Origin of the sequence: Tomitella biformata AHU 1821, assembly GCF_000524475.1 — a bacterium.
In the GTDB taxonomy this organism is placed as follows: Bacteria; Actinomycetota; Actinomycetes; order Mycobacteriales; family Mycobacteriaceae; genus Tomitella; species Tomitella biformata.
Genome location: NZ_BAVQ01000027.1, coordinates 64,933 through 80,767, shown reverse-complemented (window position 1 = coordinate 80,767; position 15,835 = coordinate 64,933). Strand labels below are relative to the sequence as shown.

The following is a 15,835-nucleotide window of genomic DNA, read 5'->3' as shown; positions in this document are numbered from 1 at the left end:
CGGTCAGCCCCGCAGCCGATACCCGCGGGGCGTCGCGGCGAATCCCGCCTCGACCAGCAGCGGGGTGAGCGCATTGCCGTGCACGCTGGCGCCGTCGACCTTCTCGATGGTGAGCTTGTCGACGCCGCCCCCGCGCACGATGTCCGCGAGCGCCCGGCAGGCCGCCCCCAACATCTCGGCGTCCGCGGTGAACGTGAGGACCGTGCGTCCGCCGCGCTCGACGAACAGCGCGAGCGCGCCGTCGGTCAGCGCGACGAGGGCGCCCGCCTTGCGGCCAGGACGGTGGCCGGGAACGGTGCCGTCGGGCCAGGGCAGCGCCGCGCCATAGGGGTTCGCGGGGTCGGTCGCGGCGAGCACCAGCGGCGGCGCGGGGGCATGCCCGCCCTCGATGGACTCGCCATAGGACCGCAGTCGGTCGACCACGGCCGGGGTTGAGAACTGCGCGCCGCCGAGGCCCTCGACGAAGTAGCCGCGCCGGCACCGGCCGGACTCCTCGAATCGGCTGAGCACCTTGTACATCAGGGCGAAGCCACCGGGCACGGACTCGCTCATTACCGATCCGCGGGTCAGCACGCCGTAGCGCTCGAGCAGTTGCTCCGCGGTGGCGTGCGCGCGCAGTGTCGCATCGGGCTCGATCTCTGGCAGCAGCGACCAACGCCCGCTCACCATCGGCGGGCCCGCGCGGGAGGGCATCGCGACGCGGGGGATCCGGCCGCCGGACATGCGGCCACCGGTCAGTCTGTTTCGGGGCGAGCGTCGCGGCGCGCGATGCGCGGGCGCGCGCCGGGAGGTGTCGCCGATCAGCGAGCGCAGCGGCGCGAGGGTGTCGCCGGTGGCCAGCCCCGCCCACACCAGATCCCACAACGCGGCGGACATCTCGTCGTCGGGGGCGGGGACGAGGTCGGTGAGCTGGCGGAAGAAGTAGGCCCCGCCACCGCCGAGCGCGTCGAGGATCTTCAGATGCGTTGGCCCCGGCTCGAATTCGGCCGGCGGGGCGAGAGTGAGGGGCGCGGAGTCCGCCAGGTGCAGCGCCACCCAGCCGTCCTTGGCCGCGATCTGGCCGGCCCCGGACCAGCGCACCTCGCCGGTGGCGGTCAGCTCGTCGAGCATCGCGGGGGAGTAGTCGCGCACCCGCTGGGCGAGGATCAGCGGCTCCAGCGCGCTCGCGGGGACGGGCGCGCCGGCGAGCTGCTCGATGACGGCGGCCACCCCGTCGATGCCCCGCAGCGCACCGCCCACGTGCTGCCAGCTTGGCAGGAACCGGCCGAGCGCCGCCGTGCTCACCGGCTCCACGTCCTGGCGGGCAGCCGCGAGGGAGCGCTGCCGGAGCCGGCGCAGCACCGAGTTCTCGCACCACTCGGGACCGGCTGCGTCGGGGCGGAATTCGCCTGCGGTGACGCGTCTTTCCTCCGCGAGCCGCTCTAGCGCGTGCTGGGCGACGGCCGGGCCGAGGCCGAACCTGTGCGCGGCCTCGGCGGTGGTGAAGGGGCCGTGGGTGCGGGCGAAGCGGGCGATGAGGTCGCCGAGGGGGTCGTGGACCGGCTCGAGGAACGCGCCGGGCACGCCCAGAGGCAGCGGCACCCCGAGTGCGTCGCGCAGGCGGGCGGCGTCCTCGATTGCGACCCACCACGACGCGTCCGCGAATTGCACCGGCAGCGCCCGGCGCGATGTGGCGAGCTCGGCCAGCCACGGCGTGGGATCTGCCGTGCTCCGTTCCGCGACCTCCGCGGCGGTGAGCGGCCCGAGCAGCCGCAGCAGGTCGGCGACGCCCTCCGCGTCGCGGGCGCGGCGCTCGGGCAGTAGGCGTTGGAGCTCTAGCGCGGCCTGCTCGATCACCTGGGCGTCGAGCAGGTCCCGGAGCTCCACGCGGCCAAGCAGCTGCGCCAGCAGCGTCGTGTCCAGGGACAAGGCGGCGGCGCGGCGTTCGGCTAGCGGACTGTCGCCCTCATAGAGGAAGGCGCCGACGTAGTTGAACAGCAGCGCGGTCGCGAACGGGGACGCGGCGGGGGTCTCCACCTCGACCATGCGGATCTCGCGTTTGGCGATGTGCCCCAGCAGCTCTCGCAGCGCGGGCAGGTCGTAGACGTCCTGGAGGCATTCGCGGACGGTCTCCAAGATAATGGGGAAGGTGGGGTAGCGCCGGGCCACGTCGAGCAGCTGGGCCGAGCGCTGGCGCTGCTGCCACAGTGGCGAGCGCTTGCCGGGGTCCCGACGCGGCAGCAGGAGGGCCCGGGCGGAGCACTCGCGGAAGCGCGACGCGAACAGTGCCGAGCCGCCGACCTCGGTGGTGACGATCTCATCGATCTCGTCGGCGTCGAACGCGAAGATCTCCGCGCCGGGCGGGACGTCGTCGGTGTCGGGGAGGCGCACGATGATGCCGTCATCGGACGCGGTGGGTTGACCGTCGAGGCCGTACCGCTCGCGCAGCCGCGCCCCCACCGCCAGGGCCCAGGGAGCGTGCACCCGCTGCCCGTAGGGGGAGTGCAGCACGACGCGCCAATCGCCGAGCTCGTCCCGGAAACGCTCGATCACCATCGTCTTGTCCGTGGGCAACTGGCCGGTGGCGGCCTGCTGCTCGGCCAGCAACGCGAGGAGGTTGGTGGTGGCGTTGTCGTCGAGTCCGCCTGCCGCGCAGCGTGCTTGGGCCGCGTCGGGCGTGGCGTGGCCGAGCTCGCGGATGAATCCCCCGAGTGCCTGGCCGAGCTCGGCAGGCCGGCCGAGGCCGTCGCCGTGCCAGAAGGGGAGACGTCCGGGTTGCCCGTAGGCGGGGGTGACAAGCACGCGGTCGAACGTGATCTCCTGGACGCGCCAGCTGGTGGCGCCGAGTGCGAACACGTCGCCCACGCGGGACTCGTAGACCATCTCCTCGTCCAGTTCGCCTACGCGCGTGTTCTTCTCGCCCATCATGTAGACGGCGAACATGCCCCGGTCCGGGATGGTGCCGCCGGAGGTGACGGCCAGGCGCTGTGCGCCGGGGCGCCCGGTGAGCGTGCCGGCGTCGCGATCCCACACCACCCGCGGGCGCAGTTCGGCGAACTCGTCGGAGGGGTAGCGGCCGGCGAGCAGGTCCAGCGTCGCCTCGTACGCGCTGCGCGGCAGGGATTGGAAGGAGCCGCTGCGGCGGACCGCGTCGTACCACTGTTCGACATCGATCGGCTCGAGCGCGGCGGCGGCCACCGTCTGCTGGGCGAGCACGTCCAGGGGGTTGGCGGGGACCCGCATCGACTCGATCTGGCCGGCCACCATGCGCTCCACGGTGACCGCGCAGTGGATCAAATCGGTGCGGTGCTTGGGGAACAGGACACCGCGCGAGACCTCGCCGACCTGGTGGCCGGCGCGCCCGACGCGCTGCAGGCCGCTCGCCACCGATGGCGGCGCCTCGACCTGGATGACGAGGTCGACATCGCCCATGTCGATGCCCAGCTCCAGGGAGGACGTGGCGACGACGCAGCGGAGGCGGCCGGATTTCAGGTCGTCCTCAATCAGCGCGCGCTGGTCCTTGCTGACCGAGCCGTGGTGGGCGCGCGCGAGGAGTTGGCCCTCGTCGACGCCGTAGGCGACCTCCGTGGGCGGGCCGATCTGCGTGGGCGGCTTGCCATCGCGCTCGATGGTGTCCCCGAGCCGCTCGGCGTGGATCTCGTTGAGCCGGGCCGTGAGCCGCTCGGTGAGCCGCCGGGAGTTCGCGAACACGATGGTGGAGCGGTGCGCGGTGATCAGGTCGACGATCTGCTCCTCGACGTGCGGCCAGATCGAGCCCTGCTCCGGGGCGACGTCCGGGTCCGCGCTGGTGGTCGCCAGGTTGGTCATGTCCGGGACCGGCACGCGCACCGTCAGGTCCCAGGACTTCGCGGACGGCGGTGCGACGATGCGGATGGGCGCAGTGCCGGCGAGGAAGCGGCCGATCTCCTTGTGCGGGCGGACCGTCGCGGACAGGCCGATCCGCTGCGCGGGCGTGGCCAATAGCAGGTCGAGACGCTCGAGCGAGAGGGCCAGGTGCGCGCCGCGCTTGGTGTCCGCGACGGCGTGGACCTCGTCGATGATCACCGTCTCGACGCCGGCGAGGGTCTCGCGGGCCGCGGAGGTGAGCATCAGGAACAGCGACTCGGGCGTGGTGATGAGGATGTCGGGCGGGGTCTTGACGAGCGCGCGGCGCTCGGACTGCGGGGTGTCGCCGGAGCGGATGCCGACGGTGGTCTCGGCGGCCTCGACGCCGAGACGGCGGGCGGCCTGCGCGATGCCGACCAGCGGTGAGCGCAGGTTCCGCTCGACGTCCACGGCCAGGGCTTTGAGCGGGGAAATATACAGGACCCGCGTCTGCGGCTTGTCCGGCCGGGCCTGGGTGGCGAGCGTGTCGAGCGCCCACAGGAACGCGGAGAGCGTCTTGCCCGAGCCGGTCGGGGCGACCACGAGCGTGTGGGCGCCGGACGAGATCGCCTCCCACGCGCCGAGTTGCGCCGGTGTGGGCGCGCTGAACGCGCCCGTGAACCACGCGCGGGTGGGCTCGGAGAAGCGGTCGAGGCTCGAGGGCTCGGAGGCGGCGGTCACGGGTTCTATCGTGCACTGCGCGCCGCCATCGCGCACCGAGACCGCGGTCAGTGGGTCAGCGCGACCTTCACGATGACGATCACGGCGGCGAGCAGCGCGATGGCGACCGCCGCGGTCATGGTCGTCGCGGTCGGCCGGCGGCCCTGCAGTCGCTCGACCACCAGCACGATCAGCCCGATGCGGACCAGGATGACCGCCTCCGCGAGCAGTTGGACGTTGCGCGGCTCGGTCCAGTGGAGGCCGGCGGTGGCCAGGATCGCGCAGGGGAGCACCGCCGATGTGATGATCGGCATCGCGTCGGGGAGCAACGCCAGCCGCTCGGAGCGGGTCAGAGACCTGTGCGCGTGGACGTTCTGCACAAGCGCGTGTGAGAAGACGTGCGCGCAGTACGTCGACAGGGCGGTGCCCGCGACGATGGCGATGCCCCAGTAGGTGCGGGAGGTGGTGATCGGCACCAGTGCCGCCAACACCAGGATGTTGCCGTACACGTAGGCGCTGATCCGGTTCGCCGCGTTCTCCGGAGCCAGGGGCTTGCCGCGCCGTGTCGTCAACGACATGTGGAGCCTCCTGGTGACTTGTCCGCGTCTGCGCGGCCTAAGTGCAGATTAGCCAACATGGCCGGGGCGGGAGTGGGTTCGGTCCGCGTCGACGCCGGGATGGCGAGTTAGGCCGCCGCGGTGACATGCGCAGATGCACATTAATGACTTTGACAATCATTGTCAGTAAGTGTGATTGTTGCGACATGGCAATCAACCAGACATTCAGATCCCCTTCGATTCGCGCCGGCGCGCTGGCCGCGGTGCTCGGACTCACCGCGGTGCTCGGCGCGGCGTGCGCCACGGCCGACCCCGATCCTGCCCTCGAGACTCCCGCGCCTGAGCCGGCCGCGGCCGTGGAGGCGGCGGGCGCCACGCCGCGACTGGCCGTCTCCTATGACGGCGGGGTCCTGGTACTGGATGCCAGCACCTTGGAGCCGCTCTACGATGCCGACGTCGAGGGGTTCACCCGGCTCAGCCCGGCCGGCGACGGACGGCACGTCCTGGTCTCGGCCGGCGACCGATTCGCGACCCTCGACCTCGGCGCGTGGAGCGAGGCCCACGGCAGCCACTCCCACCACTACACTGCTGAACCGCGCCTCACCGGCGCTGACTTTCCCGCCAAGAAGCCTGGCCATGTCGTCCCGAACGGGGGGAGAACGGCGCTGTTCGACGACGGGGACGGGCTAGTCCGCATCTTCGACCCCCGAGATCTGGCCGACGGACTGCCGGCGATGACCAGCCACCCCTCGGCGGAGGCGCACCACGGGGTCGCGGTGCCGCTGGCGGACGGTGGCCTGATCACGACGATCGGCGACGCGACCTCGCGCTCGGGCATCACGGTGCTCGACGGCGAGGGCCGGGAACTCACGCGCAACGAGGCATGCCCCGGGCTGCACGGCGAGGCGGTGGCCCAGGATGCCGTCGTCTTCGGCTGCGAGGACGGCGTGCTCGTCTACCGCGACGGGGCCATCACCCAGATCCCCAGCCCCGACGCGTACGGCCGGATCGGCAACCAGGCCGGCTCCGCGGTGTCGGACGTCGTGCTCGGCGACTACAAGGTGGACAAGAGTGGGGAGTTGGAGCGTCCAGAGCGCGTGATGCTCGTCGACACGGCGACGATGGCACTGCGGCCGGTGGACCTGGGCACGAGCTACTCGTTCCGCTCCCTCGGCCGTGGCCCGGCCGGCGAGGCCCTCGTGCTCGGCACGGATGGCGCGCTGCACGTGATCGATCCGGCGACCGGTGAGGTCATCGACAAGATCGCCGTCGTGGCCCCCTGGACGGAGTCCGAGGTGTGGCAGGAGCCGCGGCCCACTCTGTTCGTCGAGGGCGCCACCGCCTATGTCACGGAGCCGTCGACTCAGTCGATCCATGCCGTCGACCTCGAGACAGGCGCGGTGACCGCGACACGTGCCCTCCCGCAGACCCCGAACGAGCTCACCGGCATCGCGGGGTAGCTGGCTTCCGCGACGGCGTTTAGTCGAGTCGGTCGAGGGCCTCGCGCAGTCCGGGCAGCGGGCCGGTGTCGAGGAGGAAATCCTCCTCGAGGCTGCGCAACGCTTCCGTGGGGGTCAGGGTGCGCCGCTCGGTCTCACCGCCGAGGTGGTGGATGGTCAGCCGCCGATCAATGAGCGCGTAGCGGCGATCGGCGGTGGCGCGCGCGGCCATCAGGTGGGTGCGGAAGGGGCTCGTCGGCGAGGTGGCCAGGAACCAGTTGGCCATCTCGAAGTCGATGGGGTGCTGGGGTATCAGGTCGAAGCGATACGTGGCGCGCCATTCTCCGCCGACGAGCGTCTGCTGGACGAAAGCGCCATCACCCAGCGCGATGATGCGGAACGGCTCGAGCGGGGTCTGCTGCGTCGGCCCCGGTTCGAGGGCGAGCGAGCCGTTCAGGACCATGCCGCCGAATCCGACGTCCACGATGCGCGGCAGGCCCTCGGCCTCGACCAGCAACAGCATGTGGCTGCGACGGGTGATGGCGTCGGCCGGTCCGCCCCACAACACTCGGGCGGCGAGCGCGGTCACGGTGAAGCCCAGTTGGGTGAGCACCGCCCGTAGCAGCAGGTTCTGCTCGAAGCACCAACCCCCGCGGCGGCCGTCCACCAGCTTGGCCCCCAGCGCGGATGGGTCCAACTCGGGGACCGCGCCGAGGAATGCGTCGAGGTTCTCGAAGGGGATCGACTCGGCGTGGTGCGCCACGATCGAGTCCAGGGTCGCGCGCGTCGGCTCGCGGCGGCCGTCGTACCCGATCCGCCGCAGATACGCCTCGAGGTCCAGCGAGAGTTCCGGCATGGTGACACTGTAGTTCGGGCGACGCCGGACCTCGGGTGACGCGTCAGGCCGCCACTGCGTCAGACCACCACCGTGTCGCGGCGGTGCGCCGCGCGGCGGTCCCGGACGACAAGCGCGCCGAGCGGCAGGAAGTAGAGCGCCGCGACCGTCGCGCCCACGACGACCGGGCCGGTCGCGCCGAGGGCGGACCCGAGGGAGAATCCGGCGATCCCCGAGCCGACGGCGGTGCCGACATTGAACGCCGACGTGCTGAGCGCGGAGGCCAGCGTGGGGGCCTGCTTGGCGTAGCCGACGGCCTTGCCGATGAGGATCGGGTTCGTCGACATGCCGAACAGGCCCAGCAGGAACACGAGCACCACGGTGGCCACCAGCGCGTGGGAGAACAGGGCCAGGCCCACGAGCACGAGGAAGGTCGCGGCCGCGGCGGTGAACAGCACGCCGTACGGGCGAAGGGCGCCGATCCTCCCGCCGAGGTTGGAGCCGATGAGCGCGCCGACGCCGTAAACGAGCAGCACCAGCGGGACCGAGGAGGCGGCCACGCCGGTGTTCTCCGTCAGCAGCGGCGAGATGAAGCTGTAGGCGGCCAGCGAGGAGCCGCACACGATGGCGGCCGCCGCGAACACCAGCCAGATGCGGACATCGCGCAGGCTGGCGATCTCGGCCCGCAGGGACGGCAGCGGCGCGTCGCTCGGATCGACGGGCACCTGTCCGAGGATCGCGAACACGCCCAGCAGCGCGAGGACCGCGAGGGCCCAGAACGGTCCGCGCCACCCGACGGCCTGCCCAGCGAACGCGCCCAGCGGAACGCCGATGACGTTGGCGAGCATCCCGCCGCCGAGCACGATGCCCAGGGCCCTAGAGCTCAAGGCCGGCCCCGCAGTCTTCGCGGCGACCACCGCGGCGACGGCCCAGAACGCGCCGGTGGCCAGTGCGGTGACGAACCGCATGCCGAGGATGAGGGGGAAGCTCGACGCCAGCGCGACGACCGCGTGGCCGATGGCGAACACGATCAGCGAGAGGGCGAGCGTGAGTCGGCGCTGGAGTTTCAGGGTCGCGATCGCCATCAGGGGCGTGCCGACGATCATCCCGACCGCGAACACGGTGATCATCAGCCCCGCGTCCGAGACGCCCACGCCGAGGTCGGCGGCGATCTCCGGGAGGATCCCGGCGACGATGAACTCGGTGGTGCCCATGAGGAACACCCCGGCGGCGAGGACGTAGATCACGAACGGCAGCCGCGCGGTCGTGGGGACGGGTCGAGTGGATTCTGCGGACACGGTTTCTTCAAGCATGACGAGGCGCACGGTCTTTCGGATGGGAGACGGATGCGGGCCTCGGCTGGGAACGCGGCGAAACCCTGGACTCATGTCATCACGTCCTTCGCGGATGAGGGAGTCCCGGCTGATTGGGGTACTCAGAGGGACTCTCGCCCGCGGCGTCGACGGTCTACCGTGGAAAACCTGCACACCGTCCAGTGGGCCGGAAACACTCGGAAGGACCACCATGACCACCGTCGCTGTCATCGGAGCCGGGGCCGGACTGGGCCTGGCCACCGCCCGCCGCTTCGGCCGCGAGGGGTTCTCCGTCGCGCTGATCTCCCGCACCCGGGAGAACGTCGACAGACTCGCCGCCGACCTCAGTCTCATCGACTGGCACAGCAAGTTGAACTAGCAGAGGAGCACCGCATGATCCTGAACGAGACCTACACGCTGTCCAACGATGTGACCATCCCCAAGCTGGGCCTGGGCACTTGGTTCATCGAAGACGGCAAAGCAGCGCAGGCGGTTCGCGACGCCGTCGCGATCGGCTACCGCAACATCGACACCGCCCAGGCCTACGACAACGAGCACGGCGTCGGAGCGGGCGTCCGCACCAGCGGCGTGGCCCGCGACGAGCTGTTCGTGTCCACCAAGCTGGCCGCCGAGATCAAGGACTACGACACCGCGGTCGCCGCGATCGACGGCTCGCTCAAGACGCTGGGGCTTGGGCACATCGACTTGATGCTGATCCACAGCCCGCAGCCCTGGGACGACTTCCGCGGCGGCGACTACGCCGAGGGGAACCGCCAGGCGTGGCGTGCCCTCGAGGAGGCCCACAAGGCGGGCAAGATCCGCGCGATTGGCGTCTCCAACTTCCAGCAGCAGGACCTCGAGAACATCCTCTCTTCCTGCACGGTCGCGCCGCACGTGAACCAATTGCTCGTCCACGCGGGCAATACCCCGGCCGAGCTCATCGCCTATTGCGAGAGCAAGGACATCCTCGTGGAGGCCTATTCACCTATCGCGCACGGGGCGATCCTGAAGAACCAGTACGTCCAGGCGATCGCCGAGAAGTACGGAGCGACCGTTCCGCAGCTGTGCATTCGCTACACCCTGGAGTTGGGTGCCGTGTCGCTGCCGAAGACCGCGAACCCCGAGCACATGCGGTCCAACGCCGAGGTCGACTTCGTCATCTCCGACGAGGACATGGACGCGTTGCGCGACCTGCCCGCCCAGGACTACGGCGAGCACCGTGAATTCCCGGTCTACAGCGGCAAATAGCGGGTCGATTGTTAGCCTAAATAATATGTTCTTGGTAGATCGTCCAAGACTTCTTGTGCAATGCCGCGCGTGGCCTTATGGTTACCACCGACCACGCGGAACTGCGGTGCTATCGGGGGAGCCGATGCCGGGCAACGTTCAAACTCATCTCGCGTGGCGCTGACGAAAGGGAATTTCCATGGGATCAATATCGCTGGGTTCTATTGTCGACCTGATTCTGCCCGCACTGCTCAAGTCGATTACGCCGGATAGCGTCATGGAGGCTCTTGACGCGGGTTCGGCAGCGAGCGCCGACTAGGAATTTTTTAGCACTTCGGGGGATCGACGACAATTGTCGTCGATCCCCCGAAGTGCTTGCGTCAGCAGATCGCCCCCCCCGAAGGCGTCGGCGGCCTATCGCGCGCCGGCCCAGCTGTCCGGTCCGAACACCTCGTAGTGGATCGACGCGGCCGGGATCTCGCGGGCCAGCAGGGTCTCGCGGACCGAGAGCATGAACGGCATCGGCCCGCACAGGTAGACCTGGGTGCCGTCGGCGATCTCGAGGGCAGACAGGTCCGCCCTCCCGCTGTTGACGTTGTCGACACCGGTGTTCGCCCCGAGGTCCTCGTACCAGCGGTGCATCGCCGCGGCGGGGAGGCGCTGGACCAGCTCGGTCAGCTCCGCCCGGTGCGCGTGCTGCGCGGGGGAGCGGTCGGCGTGCACCACGGAGATCGCGCGGGCATCGGCGGTGTCGGCGAGGTGGTTGAGCATGCCGATCATCGGGGTGCAGCCGATGCCTGCGGAGACCAGCAGCAGCGGCGCGGCGCCCTCCTCGAGGACCAGGTCGCCGGCGGGGTGTGAGACGGAGATCTCGTCACCCTCGAACACGTTGCGGTACAGGTGGTTCGACATTTCGCCGCCAACCACTGACTTAACGCTGATCTGCCAATCGCTGGCGGTGGGCGCGCCGACGAGGCTGTACTGGCGGATCTGCCTGGCCCCGTCGGCCATCGGAATCTGCACCGAGATGTATTGCCCCGGCAGGTAGTCCGGCAGTGGGGAACCGTCCGGGGAGGCCAGGATGAACGAGACCGTATCCGCCGACTGCAGCACTCGGCGAGCTACCGTCACAGTCCGCCACACATCGCCCGGAGCCAGCCCCGCCTCCGCGTAGAGGCCCTCCTCCATGCGGATCAGGGTGTTGGCCATCAGCCAGTAGACCTCATCCCAGGCGGCGGCGACCTCGGCTGTGACGGCCTCGCCGAGCACTTCCACGATCGCCGCGAACAGGTGCTCGTGGACAATCTTGTACTGGTCCGGGGTGATGCCGAGCGATACGTGCTTGTGTGCGATGCGGGACATGATCATGTCCGTCCGGCCTGCGTCGGGGCCCACCTGCAGAGCGGCGAACGCGGCGATCGAGCCCGCGAGGGCCTTCTGCTGCTCGCCCTGGCTCTGGTTGCCGCGGTTGAACAGGTCCCGCTCGAGTTCGGGGTGTGCGGCGAACATCTTGGGGTAGAAGACGGACGCGATCTCCTCGATGGCCGCGCCGACGGCGGGGAGGGTTGCGCGGATGATTTCGGTGGTGGCGGGGGAGAGGGTCATAGCAGTGAATCTATTAAATGAATGGAGGAAAGTCAGTAGAATGTGACGGATGCTACTACGGTGAGTAGTAGCATCCTGGCCTGCTGGCTTGCCGCGACGGTTGGGGGCGTAATGTCTTGTGGCTGGGGCTATTTCGCGTAATCGAATTCACGGCACATCGGGCTGCGGCTCGGGGAGAGACGGGTGCGGCGATGAACAGCGGAATCAATGGCGCGACAGATCGGCGAGGGGATCAGGCGCGCTATGAGAATTCGTTGATCGGACTCGCGGCGGGCGACGCCTGGGGCTATCAGGTGGAGTTCGAGTCCTATGCGAGCATGCGGGTGCGTCCGGTGCCTCGGCCCGCCGGCCAGTGGGTGATCTCTGATGACACCCAGATGACCCTCGCCGTGGATGCGGCGCTCAACGGGTGTTCGGACCTGGGTGACCTGGCCGCAGTGACCCAGGCGCTGACCGCCAGCTTCGTCAGCTGGCGGCGGGACCCGGACAATAATCGGGCACCAGGGAACGCCTGCATGGACTCGGTGCGGAACCTGGCCAGCGGTGCCCTGTGGCACGAGCAGGCTGGGGCCGTCGAGTCCGCGGGCTGCGGCGCCGTGATGCGATTGACGCCGACTGCGTTTGCCTCGCGGCAACACTGGCTGGGGCTGACGGCACTGCAGGCGGTGTTGACCCATAAGCACCCGATGGCTGTGGCCGCGGCGTTGATCTTGGCCGATGCCACCCGCCACGCGGGTGAGCGTGCCGGGCGGTTCCTCGAACGGGCGCTGGCGGCGGCCGCCGATCTCGCAGCGGGGCGGAGCGCGTGGAGCCGCGATCCGTACCTGATCGAGGTCCTCGCCCCAGTGACCGACGACGTCGCCTCCTACCTGGCGGGCGGCACCGAGTACCTACTGCATGATTGCCTCCGCAATGCCGCGGCAAAGCTCGAGCGCGTGCGCGGACTCGACCCCGCGGAGTTCGGCGACCCCTGCGCCGAGGTGGGCGAGGGGTGGGAGGCGGCAAGCGCCGTCGCACTGGCGCTGCTGGTCGCCGACCTGGCGACCGGTGCCGGAGCGCCCCTCGATGGGGCCGGCGCGTTGGGGTGGGCGGCGACCAGCAATGGCGACTCCGACTCGATCGCCTGCATGGCTGGCGCGGTGATCGGCGCCGCCCACGCCACCGCCGACTATTGGGCAAGCCAGGGCGTGCGGCCAGATTTCGAGCCGAGATACGCCCGGGGGATCACGGCTGCCGTGCGCCGTTGGGCACCGCGCTAGGAACGGCCGATCAGGCGGCCGGGCGGCGCCGATGGTCGGCACGGAATTTGGCCATGATCTCCTCCAACTGTTTCTCGAATACGAGAAACCGCGGCGGGCGGCGGCCCTTCTGGGTGGCGGCGAGCTTGCGGTGGGTACTGATCACGTACTCCCGCCATAGCTCCACGATGTCCTCCACCCGGGCGACGACGGCACCGATGTCCGCGATCAGCGCGCCCGTGACCTGCACCGGATCGGGGTCATCGCACCATCCGATGGCGGCTTCGAGGTAGTCGGTGAGCCACTGCTCGAGCTCATCGATCTCATCGAGGCAGGACTGGGTGCGGACGTTGATCGCCCGGATCCCCTTGCGGACGCCGTTGCGAGGCACCACCGGCCAGCGGGCAGCGTCGAGCGGGGCGGGCGGATCGCTCACGCACGGGAAGAACTCATCGAGGACGTCGAGGTCCGGTTGCCAACTGTGGGCCACCGCCAAGCTCAGATACGCGAAGGCCGCGTCCGTCGCCAGGTCCCAGGCGTGCGCACGCAGCAGCGCGACCCAGGTTGCGGTGAGGTCCGCGTCGTAGTTATCCATCGCCTCGGAGATGTTCTGCAGGTGCCGCGTCAACTCAGAGCCCGCGCCGCTGATTTTATCGGCCATCCTGTGGGCTTCCGTGTTCCATGATGGTCCGTTGGCGAACGGGTCTGCTGTCGAGTGTCCGGTCTTGAAGTCGAAGTAGCGCATGATGCCTCCCTGCTCGAGTGCGAACAGGTTAGCGAGGGGCTGTGACAATTTCCGTCGCTGCGATCGTCAGGACCGGGCTCTGCGTGCGCCACACCGTGGGGGAATTGGTATCCCAGAAAATGGATACCGGCATTGTTTGCGCAGCGGGAAGGTGAATTATGGGTAAATTGTGGGTAAATGTTTGGTCGTCAGTCCAAGACGGCTTGAAGCCTGCGGAAACCCGACGAGACTTGGTCTGCCAGTTTCCACCCATCCTATTCACCCGCGAGGTATATCCAAAGGGCACGCAATGGGCTCCCTGATCACCTTTCTGCTCGACGCCATCATCGATCAGTTCAGTGGTGGCAGCGCGATGGATTTCCTGAGCTCGCAGGTCTAGCTAGATCTAGCGCCGGGCTCGTTCCCCCCTCGTGACCATGGCTGTCGGCATACGCTGAGCGGGTGGCGAATTTCGAGCGGGGCCGGCGAGCGCACCTCTCCCTGGTCCCACCCCTGGCCGACGACGGGGGCGCACCCCCGGAGCGGACGGGCGAGGCGCGGCGACGGCGGCCGCGCAGGCCAGACATCGTCACCTACACGCTGCGGATCGGGCTCGAGGATGTCGAGCCGGAGATCTGGCGGCGATTCACGGTGTCGTCGGACATCATGCTCGACGCGCTGCACCCGGTTCTGCAGACCGTCATGGGCTGGAACGATAGCCAACTGCACTGCTTCATCAGCGCCAGCGCGAAGTACTCGGACGATGCGCTGCGGTTCGACCAGCGCCCCCGTTTCGACGCGCCGGATGGGTCCGGCGCCTATGCCTACGAGGACTCCGTGCGGCTCGACGAGGTGCTCGCCGACGAGGGCGACCTGCTGTTCTACGAGTACAACTTCAGCGACAGTTGGCAGCACACCATCCTCTTGGAGGGGATCGGCGGGCCGGCCGAGGTGAGTGCGTCAGTCTGTCTGGACGGCGCGCGAAATTGTCCGCCCGAGCATTCCGGTGGGGCCTACGGGTACGCCCAACTGCTCGAGGCGTTGGCCCCCGCGGCGCAGCTCGCGCAGCGGCGTCGGCCGGACTGGCCCATTCCGCAGCTGGACCCCGAGAGGTTCAAGGCCAAGGAGATCACCCGCCAGCTACGACGGCAGACTCGGCAGCGCGCGCACCATCCGGGACCTGCGACGTTGGCGGCGGCGCTGTTGCGGCTGATCCCGGAACTGGCTGCGCCCGAGCTGTACTCGCTACTCGGCCGCGTCCACTTTCGTGAGGAGTCCGAGCACGGCATGACGACCGCGGACAACGAGCTGGCCACCGCCGGGCTGCGCTGGCTGCTGGCCCGCATCGGCGACGACGGCCGCGCGCTGACTCCCGCCGGATATCTGCGGCCGGCGGATGTTGTTATTGCCCGTGCGGAGCTGGGCTGGGATGGCGACCCAAAGCGGGTGAGCAAGCGTGAGTCCGACTGCCGCGAGCTGCTGGACCTGCGGAAGGCCGCCGAATTCTTGGGGCTCACCCGGACGGCGGGCGGACGCCTGCTGCGCACGGAGTTGGGCGACGCGCTGCGGACCGACCCGGCCGGGTTGCTCGCGCACATCGCCGCGGCGCTGCCGGCAGGGGCAGCGGAGCTCGAGCGGGACGCGGGACTGCTCTTCCTGCTGCTGATGGCGTGCGGGCCGAGCGCGGACACGTGGGAGCAGGCCATGGCGGAGGCGATGACGGCGATGGGCTGGCGCACCGATGGCCGTCCCGTCGATCCACAGGACGTGTTCGCGATGGCGGGCCCCACGGTGCTCGTCGCGAGGGGCCTCGGGGCGTTCGGTGTGCGGCCGGGGCCGGAGAACGGGTTATGGGGACCGCGCTGGGGCCGCGAGCTCGCGAGGACGGTGTTGCTGCGTCCGCGGGGCTGAGCTGGCGCATATCCGCGACTCCAGGACAGCATCTGGGCGAGGTGCTGCGGCACCTGACGACGACGGTCAAGAAGGCCCAACGCGTAACTTAGGGTGCCCTTATATCGACCCTGGGGTGGCTTAGTCAAGGCAGTGCAATGTAAGCCACAATTCCTTGTGCTGAATTCGCGTCGACATTAGTATTACAAGGGACTTCGCGGAGAGCATGCGGGTCCGTTCACGGGACTCGTTAAATGTTCAACAAACCGCCGCGGGGCACTCGAAACAAAGGATCAATCATGGGATCGTTGTCTTCCGTCGCAGAACTCCTCGTCAAGTCCCTGATCGATCAGATCAGCGCCGAGAGCATTGGCGAGCTGCTCGCCACCGGTAGCAAGGAAGACACCACGCCGGCGGGATAATCACGCCGCAGTGAACCTCGCGCGGTAACGCGGCGCGACGTCGACGCCTCGGAGAATTGGC

General features: G+C 69.3%; 12 protein-coding genes. 6 read left to right on the top strand and 6 right to left on the bottom strand.

All coding sequences use genetic code 11. From position 1 onward, the window contains the following. Window positions 1–3: 3 nt before the first annotated feature. Together TBIF_RS10810 and TBIF_RS10805 are read right to left on the bottom strand one after the other, a co-directional pair. Window positions 4–4,545, bottom strand: a complete 4,542-nt coding sequence (locus tag TBIF_RS10810) for an ATP-dependent helicase (protein ID WP_024794816.1) — start codon at window positions 4,543–4,545, stop codon at window positions 4–6. A 47-nt stretch (window positions 4,546–4,592) separates the two neighbouring features. Then, window positions 4,593–5,102, bottom strand: coding sequence for a hypothetical protein (locus TBIF_RS10805; protein ID WP_024794815.1), 510 nt, complete (start codon window positions 5,100–5,102; stop codon window positions 4,593–4,595). A gap of 185 nt (window positions 5,103–5,287) precedes the next feature. Here TBIF_RS10805 and aztD point away from each other — a divergent pair, with 185 nt between their 5' ends. Further along, window positions 5,288–6,541, top strand: a complete 1,254-nt coding sequence (gene aztD / locus TBIF_RS10800) for a zinc metallochaperone AztD (protein WP_024794814.1) — start codon at window positions 5,288–5,290, stop codon at window positions 6,539–6,541. Between the two features lie 19 nt (window positions 6,542–6,560). On the opposite strand, the gene TBIF_RS10795 is transcribed toward aztD, so the two are convergent. Next, complete coding sequence (locus TBIF_RS10795; protein ID WP_024794813.1) at window positions 6,561–7,376, bottom strand: arylamine N-acetyltransferase family protein; 816 nt, start codon at window positions 7,374–7,376, stop codon at window positions 6,561–6,563. Window positions 7,377–7,435: 59 nt separating this feature from the next. Continuing rightward, the gene (locus tag TBIF_RS10790) at window positions 7,436–8,653 is read right to left on the bottom strand and encodes an MFS transporter (protein ID WP_024794812.1); all 1,218 of its coding nucleotides are present in this window, start codon (window positions 8,651–8,653) and stop codon (window positions 7,436–7,438) included. 226 nt (window positions 8,654–8,879) lie between these two features. Here TBIF_RS10790 and TBIF_RS10785 point away from each other — a divergent pair, with 226 nt between their 5' ends. Beyond that, window positions 8,880–9,047 (top strand): SDR family NAD(P)-dependent oxidoreductase, encoded by a 168-nt coding sequence (locus TBIF_RS10785; protein WP_024794811.1) that lies wholly within the window; start codon window positions 8,880–8,882, stop codon window positions 9,045–9,047. 14 nt (window positions 9,048–9,061) lie between these two features. Next, window positions 9,062–9,916, top strand: a complete 855-nt coding sequence (locus TBIF_RS10780; protein WP_038170720.1) for an aldo/keto reductase — start codon at window positions 9,062–9,064, stop codon at window positions 9,914–9,916. A 393-nt stretch (window positions 9,917–10,309) separates the two neighbouring features. On the opposite strand, the gene TBIF_RS10775 is transcribed toward TBIF_RS10780, so the two are convergent. Beyond that, entirely contained in the window at window positions 10,310–11,500 is a 1,191-nt protein-coding gene (locus TBIF_RS10775) for a globin domain-containing protein (protein WP_024794809.1), read from the bottom strand. Between the two features lie 191 nt (window positions 11,501–11,691). Between TBIF_RS10775 and TBIF_RS10770 the strand changes: the two genes are divergently transcribed. Continuing rightward, window positions 11,692–12,759: an ADP-ribosylglycohydrolase family protein gene (locus tag TBIF_RS10770; RefSeq protein ID WP_051461480.1), complete on the top strand. Its 1,068-nt coding sequence runs from the start codon at window positions 11,692–11,694 to the stop codon at window positions 12,757–12,759. A gap of 10 nt (window positions 12,760–12,769) precedes the next feature. Here the strand turns inward: TBIF_RS10770 and TBIF_RS10765 are convergent, their stop codons facing one another. Continuing rightward, the gene (locus TBIF_RS10765; protein ID WP_148302236.1) at window positions 12,770–13,483 is read right to left on the bottom strand and encodes a hypothetical protein; all 714 of its coding nucleotides are present in this window, start codon (window positions 13,481–13,483) and stop codon (window positions 12,770–12,772) included. Window positions 13,484–13,924: 441 nt separating this feature from the next. On the opposite strand from TBIF_RS10765, the gene TBIF_RS10755 reads away from it, so the two are divergent. Next, window positions 13,925–15,373, top strand: a complete 1,449-nt coding sequence (locus TBIF_RS10755) for a plasmid pRiA4b ORF-3 family protein (protein ID WP_024794806.1) — start codon at window positions 13,925–13,927, stop codon at window positions 15,371–15,373. Between the two features lie 278 nt (window positions 15,374–15,651). Continuing rightward, window positions 15,652–15,774: a hypothetical protein gene (locus tag TBIF_RS26480; protein WP_268746910.1), complete on the top strand. Its 123-nt coding sequence runs from the start codon at window positions 15,652–15,654 to the stop codon at window positions 15,772–15,774. The last annotated feature ends 61 nt before the right edge of the window (window positions 15,775–15,835 follow it).